This is a genomic window from Levilactobacillus humaensis (assembly GCF_024345185.1).
GTDB classification, from domain to species: Bacteria; Bacillota; Bacilli; order Lactobacillales; family Lactobacillaceae; genus Levilactobacillus; species Levilactobacillus humaensis.
This window is the reverse complement of record NZ_BROB01000014.1, coordinates 1-11,705: the sequence shown is the minus strand read 5'-3', so window position 1 is coordinate 11,705 and position 11,705 is coordinate 1. Positions and strand designations below refer to the sequence as shown.

The 11,705-nt window shown below is 48.2% G+C and carries 10 protein-coding genes; 8 read left to right on the top strand and 2 right to left on the bottom strand.

Annotated elements, in window-relative coordinates:
* Positions 1-67 precede the first annotated feature (67 nt).
* The 7 genes from rbsR to OCU14_RS05970 all read left to right on the top strand — a co-directional run bounded on the left by rbsR (position 68) and on the right by OCU14_RS05970 (position 8,822).
* Entirely contained in the window at positions 68-1,078 is a 1,011-nt protein-coding gene (gene rbsR / locus OCU14_RS06000) for a ribose utilization transcriptional repressor RbsR (RefSeq protein WP_261810230.1), read from the top strand.
* A gap of 132 nt (positions 1,079-1,210) precedes the next feature.
* Positions 1,211-2,128: a ribokinase gene (rbsK, locus tag OCU14_RS05995; RefSeq protein ID WP_261810229.1), complete on the top strand. Its 918-nt coding sequence runs from the start codon at positions 1,211-1,213 to the stop codon at positions 2,126-2,128.
* Between the two features lie 304 nt (positions 2,129-2,432).
* Positions 2,433-4,451 carry a transketolase gene (tkt, locus tag OCU14_RS05990; protein ID WP_261810228.1) on the top strand — a complete coding sequence of 673 codons (2,019 nt, stop codon included), beginning with the start codon at positions 2,433-2,435 and terminating at the stop codon, positions 4,449-4,451.
* Between the two features lie 128 nt (positions 4,452-4,579).
* Positions 4,580-5,473 (top strand): C40 family peptidase, encoded by an 894-nt coding sequence (locus OCU14_RS05985; protein WP_261810227.1) that lies wholly within the window; start codon positions 4,580-4,582, stop codon positions 5,471-5,473.
* 112 nt (positions 5,474-5,585) lie between these two features.
* A complete protein-coding gene (locus tag OCU14_RS05980; RefSeq protein WP_261810226.1) occupies positions 5,586-6,611 on the top strand; it encodes a DUF1002 domain-containing protein in 1,026 nt (341 codons plus the stop codon).
* Positions 6,612-7,086: 475 nt separating this feature from the next.
* Positions 7,087-8,454, top strand: coding sequence for a LysM peptidoglycan-binding domain-containing protein (locus OCU14_RS05975; RefSeq protein ID WP_261810225.1), 1,368 nt, complete (start codon positions 7,087-7,089; stop codon positions 8,452-8,454).
* Between the two features lie 161 nt (positions 8,455-8,615).
* Positions 8,616-8,822, top strand: a complete 207-nt coding sequence (locus OCU14_RS05970; RefSeq protein WP_261810224.1) for a hypothetical protein — start codon at positions 8,616-8,618, stop codon at positions 8,820-8,822.
* Between the two features lie 74 nt (positions 8,823-8,896).
* Here OCU14_RS05970 and OCU14_RS05965 read toward each other — a convergent pair whose 3' ends face one another.
* The gene (locus OCU14_RS05965) at positions 8,897-9,856 is read right to left on the bottom strand and encodes a diacylglycerol/lipid kinase family protein (RefSeq protein ID WP_261810223.1); all 960 of its coding nucleotides are present in this window, start codon (positions 9,854-9,856) and stop codon (positions 8,897-8,899) included.
* Positions 9,857-10,310: 454 nt separating this feature from the next.
* On the opposite strand from OCU14_RS05965, the gene OCU14_RS05960 reads away from it, so the two are divergent.
* Positions 10,311-10,739: a hypothetical protein gene (locus OCU14_RS05960; protein WP_261810222.1), complete on the top strand. Its 429-nt coding sequence runs from the start codon at positions 10,311-10,313 to the stop codon at positions 10,737-10,739.
* A gap of 186 nt (positions 10,740-10,925) precedes the next feature.
* Here the strand turns inward: OCU14_RS05960 and OCU14_RS05955 are convergent.
* On the bottom strand, positions 10,926-11,705 hold a 780-nt coding region (locus tag OCU14_RS05955; RefSeq protein WP_261810221.1), incomplete at its 5' end, for an IS3 family transposase.

Here is an 11,705-nt window from a genome sequence, read left to right as displayed (position 1 = left end):
AGAGTTAAATGCTAGATGAAACTGAAACGGGAAACCTTGAGGATATCTAGACGGTGTGGAGGGTGCTATGACACGGAAAGTAACGATTCGAGACCTCGCGGAAGCCGCTGGGGTATCAGTCACCACAGTTTCACAAATTTTAAATGGTAAGGGCGAACGGTTTAGCCTGGAGACCCGGCGCCGTGTGCACCACTTGCAAGAAGAATTGGGCTACGTGCCCGATTTCAACGCACGTAACCTCATCATGAAGTCTGCCCAGACGATTGGGGTGCTGGTGCCCAACCTGGGAAACCCATTCTTTAGCATGTTCATCCGCGGCGTCCAGTCGGCGAGCCGTGAACGACGGTTTATTCCGTTGATTTTCGGAGCAGACCATGACGAAGATTTGGAAAGTTACTACCTGCAGGAATTGATTAAGCGGGCAGTCGACGGGTTAATCATTGCCAGTGCGTCCATTACGGCGGAAGCCATTGATAATATTTTGAAAAAGAATGGGATTCCGTACCTCCTGATTGATCAGAACGGGGGGCCAAGTATGGATCGGGTCCGCATCGACGAGGATCATGGTGGTCGGTTGGCGGCGGAACATCTGCTGTCACTGGGACACCGTAAGATTGCGGTCGTCATGCCGGAACATGCCACTGAAAACTTACGGATTCGGTTAGCCGGATTCAAGGATCGTCTCGCCCAAGATGGCGTGGACTTACCGAACGAGTCGATTATCTTGTCGTCGATGTCTAAGCTCGGGGGTTACCAGGCGTCCGCTAAGGTCCTGGCACTTTCCGCCACGGCAGTCTTTGCGATTAACGACGAAACGGCAATGGGGCTGATTCGAGGGCTCCACGAAGAGGGTAAACGGGTTCCAGAGGATGTTTCAGTGATGGGGTACGATGATATCGACTTTGATGAGTATATCGTCCCGAAACTCAGTACCGTTCACCAACCAGTGGTGACGATGGGGCGCCAGGCGACCATGCTCCTGATTAACCGCATCCAAAACAGCCGGCAAGCCCCGCAAGCCGTGGAGTTACCGGTGGATCTAAAACAACGTGAGAGTACCGGGCCCGCTTCGTCTTAACTTTTCACAATTGGGACTTGTAAGCCCTTTCGAAAAATGATACGCTAGTGATAAGAAAACAAATTGCCGCGCGTGTCGGTAGTGAGTAAAACGTTTTACGAACGGAATTTGGTTAAGGAGTGGAATTTAATTATGGCAAACAAAGTAACTGTTCTTGGAAGTCTCAACGTGGATACAACTTTACGGGTACCTCGCATGCCGTTACCCGGTGAAACTTTGTCAACTGAAAACAAGAGTAGTGCCGCTGGTGGTAAGGGTGCTAACCAAGCCGTCGCAGCTGCACGTGCCGGTGCCAAAACGCGGTTTATCGGTAAGGTCGGAAACGACGATGCTGGTCGTTTCATGGTTGAATCTCTGCAAAATGATGACATTGACACCAGTGCTATCGTGACAGATCAAACTGTCGGAACCGGGTCTGCATTCATTCTCTTGGATGAAGCTGGTCAAAACAGTATCTTGGTTTACGGCGGTTCCAACCAACAGATCGAAGAAAAAGAAGTGTTGGCCGATGAAGATGACATTGCGAACGAAGATTTCTTGATCACACAGTTCGAAACACCACAAGCTGCTGCTTTAACCGCTTTTAAGGTGGCTAAGAAGCATGGTGTGACAACGATCTTGAACCCAGCACCAGCCGCTGAGATCAGTCCAGAACTGTTGACTTACACCGATTTGGTTGTGCCTAACGAAACCGAAAGTGCCGACTTGACGGGTATTGAAGTCACTGATGTGGCTTCAATGGACGCCAACGCTAAGAAATTCCGTGAAATGGGTGTTAAGAACTTGATTATCACGGTTGGTAGTAAAGGTGCCTACTATGCTACCGAAAAGGCTTCCGGCTTCGTGCCAGCCTTCAAGGTTAAGGCCGTTGACACGACCGCTGCCGGTGACACCTTCATTGGTGCCTTGAGCTCACAATTGAAGCCGGACCTGAGTAATATTGAAACGGCCTTGGTCTTCGCACAACGTGCCAGCTCATTGACGGTTCAAGGATTAGGGGCTATGCCTTCAATCCCAACCTACGATCAAGTGATCGAAGCCAGCAAGTAGGGTGTCCTGAAAACTAATTTGTAAGTTAAACGATCCTTTCCAATTTGGTTGGAAATGGATCGTTTTTTTATGGCCAGAAAAGACAACCGGTTGCAACATCATCAAAGCGGTCTATCTGAATATTAAAGATTATATTAATTATAAACCTCGCTAGGATAACTCTCTGCAAGATGGTTGCATTATATCTGATGAATTGGTATAGTTATGAAAGTCGGGAAGATTTCCTGACGTGTTTTGGACACCAATCTATAAATTTCCGTCGACCGTGGTCTGTCCGGTTGACTAAAGTGAGGTTAATTAACAAATGTTGAATGAACAATCGGCACCAATTAAATTTGATGATGTGGACACCCAAGCGGTTACGGCCGTCCGGATGTTAAGTATGGATATGATTTCTCGGGCTCACTCTGGGCATCCAGGGTTGCCCTTGGGCGCCGCCCCAATGGCCTACGTGCTGTTTTCACGGCACTTGCGCGTTGATCCTTCGTTTCCACAATGGTTCAACCGCGACCGTTTCGTCTTATCCGCCGGTCATGGGTCAGCCATGCTCTACAGTTTACTTCACCTGAGTGGTTTTGCGATTACGCGAGAAGACCTGATGAGCTTCCGCCAGTTAGGGAGCAAGACCCCTGGACATCCTGAATATGGGGTGACGCCTGGTGTTGATGCCACTACGGGTCCACTGGGTCAGGGGATTGGGATGGCTGTTGGGATGGCCATTGCCGAGAGTCATTTACGTGGTGTTTACAATCGTCCCGATTACGACGTGGTTGACCACTATACTTATGCCCTCTGTGGTGATGGGGACTTACTAGAAGGGGTTGCGGCTGAATCTGCGAGTTTAGCCGGGCAACTTCAATTGAATCGCTTGATCGTTTTATATGATTCAAATGATATTTCATTGGATGGTCCACTGACCAACGCCAGCCACGACAACGTTGGCGAACGTTTCCAAAGTTACGGTTGGAATTACTCGCGTGTCGAGGACGGTAACGACCTTGAGGCAATTGATGCGGCCATTCGATCCGCTAAGCAAAACGCGGGCGGCCCAACTTTGATTGAAGTAAAGACACAGATTGGGGCCGGGAGCCCTAAGGCTGGGACAAACAAGGTTCACGGGGCACCCCTCAGTGATGACGAGCTCGTGGCAACCCGCGATTTCTACCACTGGAACGAAGATCCTTTCACGGTACCCGAAGCCGTTACGGAACGCTTCATGAGTACGATTAAGGCGCGTGGCTGGGCAAATCATCAGTCATGGTCCAGCTTAATTGCGCAGTACTCTAAGGCCGAACCCAAATTGTCACGTCAATTTGCTCAGGGAGTCAGTCAAACGCTTCCCGACAATTATGCCGACAACGTGCCAACGTATTACAAGAAGGATGCCTTGGCTACGCGGGCCAGCGGATCACAGGTTCTACAACAGTTGAGTAAGTCTTGCCCAAACTTGTGGGGTGGGTCTGCCGACCTGTTTAGCTCCAACAAGACGGCGGTGGCCGACGAGGAACGGTTCAGTCCAACCAATCGCCAGGGTCGTAATCTCTGGTTTGGGGTCCGAGAATTTGCCGAGGCGGCTGCCATGAACGGAATTGCGTTACATGGTGGGACGCGCGTTTATGGGTCAACATTCTTCGTCTTTTCGGATTACATGAAGCCAGCCCTGCGGTTAGCTGCCATTCAACAATTGCCAGTAATCTACGTCTTCACGCATGATTCTCTGGCAGTTGGTGAAGACGGTCCAACTCATGAACCTGTGGAACAGTTGGCGGCCTTGCGTTCCATTCCTAACCTGACCGTTTTCCGGCCAGCCGATGGTAATGAAACAGCTGCTGCTTGGGAGGCCGCACTTGAAACAACAGATCATCCGGTGGCCTTGGTGCTGACGCGTCAAGCCTTGCCAACCTTACCATTGCCAGCAGCCAAGGTTCACACTGGCGTTAACCAGGGTGGCTACGTGGTTCGTGATGCTAAGGATGAGGCTGAAGGGATCCTGATGGCCTCTGGTTCCGAAGTCCAATTGGCCTTGAGCGCCCAGGAACGCTTGGCAGAGTTGGGTCACGACGTTCGTGTCGTTTCGATTCCAAGTTTCGAAGCCTTCAATGACCAGAGTCATGATTACCAAGAATCTGTCTTGCCAATGAAGCTTCGTCGTCGAGTGGCGATCGAAATGGCCAGTGGATCCAGCTGGTATCAGTTCGTTGGTCTCGATGGGGTTGCGCTGACACAGAATGATTTTGGGGCCAGTGGTAAGGGCGAAGAAGTCATTGCCATGGCTGGCTTTACGACGGATAAGGTCGTTCAAGCCTACCTGCAACTTAAATAATTTCACGTGTTGTCCTCTTGACCGGGTTAGCCTTCCGCAGCTAACTCGGTCTTTTTCATTGGGGCGGGCCTAGTAAGTTAGCCGATTTATTGGTATATTGGGGGTAAAGAAACTGGAGGCGGTTTTTAATGGAAATTAGACGGATCAAGGTGCCGACGGCGTTGATATGGTCATCACCCAAGGCAGTTGGTAAGAGTGATCAGGCATATCTTAAATCAGGAGATCTGACGACCTGGTTGGCCACCCGTAAACCTGCGGATTTGCAGCGTTTGTCGGATGACGAGGCGCTCGTAACCGAAGCCCTGTTTAATGACCGCGTTGTTCTGGATCAGCAGGTCGAGGGCTGGGCAAAGGTTTTTGTGACCCGCCAGCCTAATCGGTTGGAACGTCGCGGCTATCCCGGTTGGATTCCGCTCTCACAGTTGACCGAAAGCGATGCCGAGTTGGATTATCCCACGACGACAGTGCGCTTGGTTCAGCCAAGTACGACACTGTTGGGGCCTGACGAGCAAGCCCGTTTAGAATTGCCAATGGGAACCATTCTCACAACAACTGGTCAAGATGCACAATGGATTGACGTGTTGACACCACTGGGGGCAGGAAAGATTGCCGCTAGTGCCGCCAAGATTGGCGTGAGTGGGGTGAATGACGGGAGTCGGATCCTTTCCTTGGCCGAACAATTTCTAGGCACGCCATACCTGTGGGGCGGGCTGACACCAGCAGGATTTGACTGCTCCGGATTAATTTACAGTTTACATCGTGTGTTGGGTTACACCATTCCGCGCGATGCCAGTGACCAGTTCGCCAATGGTTATCCAGTGGCGCCGGAAGAACTGACGGCCGGCGATCTAGTGTTCTTTGCTAAGAACCATGGGACTGGTGAAATTCATCATGTCGGGCTCTACGCGGGATCGGGTTGTCTCTTGCATGCGCCCAAGCCGGGAGAACCAGTTCAGAAGATTAAGATGGCGGAATCAAAATTAGCCCCAGAATATGCGGGTGCACGGCGTTTCTGGCAATAAACGCGATATTTGAAGAATTCTCTAAGCTCATGGGTGTTTCGTCAAGACTGCTCTGGACCGTGATATACTGAGGTCACAGGGAAGTCAATCAAGTGAGAAGAGAGGCAAACTAATGAAGTTAAAACGTTTATTAATTGGTCTGACGGTGGCAACGCTGGGACTGGGAATCGGTTTCGGTGGTCGGACGCTCGCAGTTCATGCGGACACGACGGACGCTAGCAGTTCTTCAGCTTCGAGTGGCAGTACCGTTCAGACCAAGGCCTTATCAAAGGCCTACGTGGTTTATGGCGCTGGTTTAGCCAGTGAGGACAAGAGCAAGGTGGGTGAAGCCTTAGGGGCCAAATCCAACTATTCTGAACTCACGGTTAATGGGAGCGACTATGCGCAGTACCTGAATTCGGCCGGAACGACGGACGCTAGTATGATTAGTTCCGTTTCACTAGCTCCTGCCGACCCAGGCAGTGGCGTTAAGGTCAACATTGCCGACTATGATGGTCAGAACAATATTACCGAAGTGACCTCACAACAATATGCCATGGTTGCTACGATGGCCGGGGTGAAGGACGTGATTATCACCGTTACTGCCGACAAGACAGTTTCTGGTGAATCGGCCCTGACTGGGGTTTATAAGGCCCTGGCAGCGGATGGCTTAACCTTGAATGCCGAAAATACTCAGGCAGCTAATGGTGTGCTAGATGCAACGCAACCAGCCATTGATAGTAACAGCAAGGATAACAAGTATCCTGGTAAGTTGATGTCAGCGGTTGGGGATGTCTCGTCTGACCTGGCCAAGCAGCGTCAGGATGGTAACGATCTTGCCACTAAGGCGGATATCGAGGCGATGCTACAGAAGGCCCTGGCTAAGAAGGGCATTGCGGACCAAACCAGTTCAACGCAGATTACTAATATTGCGGTTGCTCTGAGTAAGGTTCAATCAGCCCCAGTTTCAACCAGTAAGACTTATATTAAAAACGTGACGAATGTGGCTGATAACTTAGCCAATAGTATTGGGAATAAAATGGCTAGCGTGAAGGACTTTGCCAACAGTGCGGACGCCCAAAAAGCCGAAAATTTCTTTGTCCAGATTTGGCATAAAGTGGTTTCATTCTTCAGCGGCATCTTTGGTGGAAACGCGTAAGATTGGTGAGATAACAAATTAACGGGAGAATTTCTCCCGTTTTTTGTGTCCAAATTTAAATTTCACAATCTTTAGGCAAAACGGAACGATTGTAACTTACAGAAAGCGTCTTCAACGGGAACTTGTAGGCTGCAACTGAAATCAGAATACGAAAGTTTATGCATTACCAATCATTTTAAGCAAGATAGTTCGCTAATGAAAATGAACGTGAGTTCGACAAATGTAACCGCTTTTCACCATGGTATCAAGGCTTTCAGCGATCGCTTAGCGATTGATTAACGAATTAGGGAACGTCAGTTCAATGAGTAAAACTAGTTATGAAATTCTTAATTATTCACAAGGAACTGGGAAAACGTGTGGTAATATTAATTTGTGATTCGTATTTACTATGAACGAACACCACCTGCTTCATTTTCGGCGGGTTGGGTTCACAAGCTTTGAAAATCTAAAGTCATAAAAGGACGTGTTGGTGAAGATGAGTACAGGACAACGAAAAACCAAAGCAGTTGTTGGCGTCGTTAGTGCCATTGGGGCATTAGCAGCAGGTGCCACCATTACTGCAAATGCGGATACCGTTCAAGTTAAGTCCGGGGACACCGTTTGGGCGCTTTCACAAAAGTTAGGCGTTTCCATTCAAGATCTCGAAAAGCAAAATTCAATTGACAGTTCAACAGACATGATTTTTGTCGGTCAGAAATTACAAGTTAAGTCCTCACAGAGCAAGCAAACAATTACGGTTAAGTCTGGCGATACGTTATGGGATCTCGCCCAAGCCTACCATGTTTCCGTGGCGCAGTTGCAAGCTGCCAACCACTTGTCTGGGGATATGCTGAGTGTTGGTCAGCAATTAACGTTACCTACGGGAGCTGCTAAGGCCACTAGTACCACTAGTGCGTCCACAACGTCATCGACCGCAACGACACAACAGAGTCAGAGTACCGCTAAGGCCAACGCCGTTCAGGCTCAGATCGTTGCCGAACAACAGGCCGCAGCTGCTAAGCAGCAGAAGCAACAAGCAGCTAGTGTCAGCCAATCATCTTCAAGTACGGTCTCGACGAGTTCGTCTAGTGCTAGCACCGAAAAGCATACGCGCGCAGCAGTGGCTGAAACGACACCAGTCTCACAATCCGCACAATCGTCTGCTAGTCAAAGTAGTTACTCACAGACTAGCCAGGCATCGTCCAGCGTTGCTAGCCAGTCTAGTGTGAGCCAATCAAGTTCCAGTCAGGTTCAACAGGCACAGTCTAGCCAACAACAAAGCCAGACGAGTCAACAAAGTAGCGTGAGCCAGCCAGCTAGTGCCAGCCAAACGCAACAGACCACGCAGACTGGTAGCCAGAATGCGACGGCAACCAGCCAGACCAAGCGAATCAAGACGACCACGCAATCAGCCGTTAAGAAGCAGGCCTCACAGGCTAGTCAGTCGACGACTACGACGACTTCGTCTTCATCATCGAGTGCCACGACCAACGCGAACTTATCTAGTGGTTCCGTAACTGGGTTAGCTTTGAAGTTAGCCTCTGCTAATATTCCATACGTTTGGGGTGGATCCTCACTTAGTGGAATGGACTGTTCTGGATTAGTCGCTTACGTTTACAAGAACGCATTAGGCGTGAACTTGCCACATAACACGGTTTCTCAAGAAGCCTTCGTCACGAAGCACTCCGTGGGAACTGCTAAGCCTGGGGATATCCTCTTCTGGGGTAATTCTGGGGCAACGTATCACGATGCGATCTACTTAGGGAATAACCAATTCGTTGCCGCACCTGAACCAGGGGACAACGTGAAGGTTCAACAGATTAGCAAGTACTTTATGCCATCATTTGCTGGGACATTGAAGTAGACTGTTGCGACCAATTGCCGGCCTTTTAGCCAGTTTTACCTTTTCGTGAACAAAAGTTAAGAAAATCGTTAACAAATCGACAGGCAAGTGGTATGATTCCTTTTAGTCATTTATAGACGTGTTAAAAAAATTCTATAGTTGGTTAAAGGAGTTGTTGAAGGATGAGTAATCGAGTAGAGATTCTGGAAGAATATCGTCAAGCTAACAACCAGTTGGCGACATTAAAACGGAAGGAATCGGAGAGCATTCGTCACAGTGAGGACACCGTACGAATTGAACCCCATTATGGTGAAGAAATGACCTCGTTGTCAGATAAATGCGCTCAGCTGGACATGATTCTGGAAGCAATGGCTGCTTCGGAAGATTAAACAAACAAATAATGGTTAGATAGCCACGAAAAAAGGCCAGGACATCATGTCCTGACCTTTTTTCGTTGTTTTCGTTAGATGGTAATATCAAACCAGAAGGGGTACTGTGTGACACCGACGTAAACGTCGAAGAAGCGTCCCCCCATCTCCTCGCCGTCTAATTGGCCGTATTCGATGGATGGAACAGTGAGGTGGACATTGGATGCCTGATAGTAGTGAACGGCCTTAGATGTCAAATGACGCTTAAATACGAGCCGCAGGGCTAACCAGATCAATTTAAAGAAATTCGGTTTCTCAATGACGACCAGATGAAGCTTGTGGTCGTGAACCGTGGCGCCTGGGGCGATACCCACGCCACCGCCAAAGTAGGGATGGTTGGTGGTCGTCACCAGGAAGGCATTCGGGTAAATATCACGTTGGTTACCAACGTGTACCGTCAGGGTGAACCCCGTCTGGTTGTAATAGACACTCAGTGCCGAAGCCAGGTAAGAAAGGGAACCCAGGTGATGCTTGTTCAGCCAGACCTTCGCCTTAGATTGGTTGGCCTGGGAGATAATGGCGGCATCGAAGCCGATCCCCAGATTGTTGGTAAAGACGCCACGTTCCTGCTTGATAGTTTCATCATAACTGCCGATGTCAATATCGGTGGTATGGGTACACTGAATAACTTGTTTCAGCGCCGTTTGCCAATCAAGGGCCATGCCGACGCCTCTGGCGAAGTCGTTTCCCGAACCGATTGGGATGTACGCCACCGGAATCCGATAATGTCGGGGTAAACGGGTGAGCCCATTGATGGCTTGATGCAAAGTGCCATCACCACCGACCGCAAGGACGACCCAATCTTGATGAGGGGTATCCGGCAACTGTTTTGCAAATTGTTCACTCAGCAGCACGGCGTGATTCGGGTACTCCGAAACAGCCACTTCGTAGGAGACCGCAGCGGCGTCGAGTTGTTGTTTGATAGCTGGCCAGACCTCTTTGGCGTGGCCACTACCCGCGTGTTCATTTAGGATGATATAGAACTGGACACTCACCGTACTTCTCCTCTCAATGCTTAATCTTAACCATTATAAACGAAAACCGTTTGACTGCCTAGTCATTCTCCTGGAACTTTCCATTGTCGTAAGAAACGGGGCGAACTGGGCGACAAATTTACAATTGAAGTACAACATTAATTGAATAAAATGACCCATAGCGGGTACAATTACGGTTCTAAAATAAAAGTCTGGAACCGCGAACAGACCAGGAAGTTAAGAGCTGTCAATGACAGCTAGATCACCGTCCGAGAGAGGGTCTAGATTACTGTACCCCTGAAGAAGTTTTGTTTGATAAAATGTTGACCTCGGTTTGACAATTCGTCGGTTCGAAATTAAACTTATAAGGTATCTAAAAATGTCCCTGATTATAAAGGCTAGATTGCTTGCCACATAGTCTAATGCGTTGTCAGGGAGACACTAGAAATATCATTTTAGTGAGTTAGGAGAAGCTATGACAAAGGCACCCATTTTCATTGTTGAAGTAGAACCAGACATGCAAATTAAGGTAAAAAAGCAACCGGTGCAAGACGACGTTTCGCTGGCTATGCTAGGAATGTCATATTGCAACTTTCTGACTAAGACGCAAACAAAAGTTAGTAACATTGGGAGTGCGCTTGAAAAAACACATGCTGATGGCCCCACTGTCGAGCAGTTCGGGCATACAAGAACGCTTGAAGTTGGTGTCGACACAGGTAGCGGCGAGGTTTACGCTAAGGGAAAAGACCTGACAACTGATGAAATCCTTTCGTTAATTGGCATGTTCTTAGTCAAGCAGTTCTATGGCAGTCTTGTGTCCAGTACAACTGACTTACAGAGTTATATGGAAAGCACGATTAAAATTTATCAGGGCATGAATTCAGAAGCTCAAATTAACTGGTAGAAAATAAGGTTCTAAACTAGCTGTTGCTAGTCATCAAGATTACTTCTTGATGACTAGCAACAGTTTTCTTATGCCTTTAGTGTACGCAACTGGACCTAAAAGCCTAATAAAAAAGGTAGCTTGATCACAGTGATGTACTAGTCCCTGTCAAGTTGACAGTTGAAATAATATAATTTTTAGTGTTACTTAAGCGGCCTCATCGCGGTATTCATTCGCGGTGGAGCCGTTTCTTTGTGCTGTTCGATCAATATAGTTGAAGTAGTAAATGCCGGCTTCAATCAGTTTCACTAACTCTTCCCTCGTCTTTGGCATTGGATGACTATCTAACCAGTTTAATTTGAATTCATTCCACCAACGCTCCATTGGCGCATTATCATATGGTGTTCCTGGACGTGACATGCTTCTGATCACTCCGTGCTCAGTCATCAAATTATTGAAAGCTTTTGAAGTAAATGCTGACCCACGGTCAGTATGAACCATCGGGTGTATCTCGCTAGATTTTTGAAAAGCTTGATTGAAGGTTTGAATCATAGCTTCACTAGTCTCAGTCGTACTCAGACTATGTGCTATGAGATATCTGCCATGCAGATCTAGGACGCCACACAGCCGTGCTTTAAACTCACCATTAACTCCATAGTGCACCTCAGTAGAATCTGACAACCAGATTTGATTTGGTCCGGTTGTTTTATCAAATTGCTGATTTAATACATTATCTCGAAGCTCTTGCTCCGCTTGTTTTACTCGATGATGTTTCTTCACTCGACTCTGACATTTGAGATGAAGGACCGTCATAAGCCGTTTAACTCGTTTGAGTGAGACATAGAAGGAGATTGACTCATCGTGTTCAAGATAAAGCTTCATTTTTCTGGCACCGATTCTTTGACGATGCTTTTCAAAATACGCGAGTATTTTCTGCTTGAGAAGTTCTTCTTGTTGTTCCCAAGGTGTCTTCTTGTGATGAATCCA

What these genes read in the sequence shown, in the direction of transcription:
- rbsR (WP_261810230.1), top strand. Translation starts at nt 68, where the DNA reads ATGACACGGAAAGTAACGATTCGAGACCTCGCGGAAGCCGCTGGGGTA.
- rbsK (WP_261810229.1), top strand. Translation starts at nt 1,211, where the DNA reads ATGGCAAACAAAGTAACTGTTCTTGGAAGTCTCAACGTGGATACAACT.
- tkt (WP_261810228.1), top strand. Translation starts at nt 2,433, where the DNA reads ATGTTGAATGAACAATCGGCACCAATTAAATTTGATGATGTGGACACC.
- OCU14_RS05985 (WP_261810227.1), top strand. Translation starts at nt 4,580, where the DNA reads ATGGAAATTAGACGGATCAAGGTGCCGACGGCGTTGATATGGTCATCA.
- OCU14_RS05980 (WP_261810226.1), top strand. Translation starts at nt 5,586, where the DNA reads ATGAAGTTAAAACGTTTATTAATTGGTCTGACGGTGGCAACGCTGGGA.
- OCU14_RS05975 (WP_261810225.1), top strand. Translation starts at nt 7,087, where the DNA reads ATGAGTACAGGACAACGAAAAACCAAAGCAGTTGTTGGCGTCGTTAGT.
- OCU14_RS05970 (WP_261810224.1), top strand. Translation starts at nt 8,616, where the DNA reads ATGAGTAATCGAGTAGAGATTCTGGAAGAATATCGTCAAGCTAACAAC.
- OCU14_RS05960 (WP_261810222.1), top strand. Translation starts at nt 10,311, where the DNA reads ATGACAAAGGCACCCATTTTCATTGTTGAAGTAGAACCAGACATGCAA.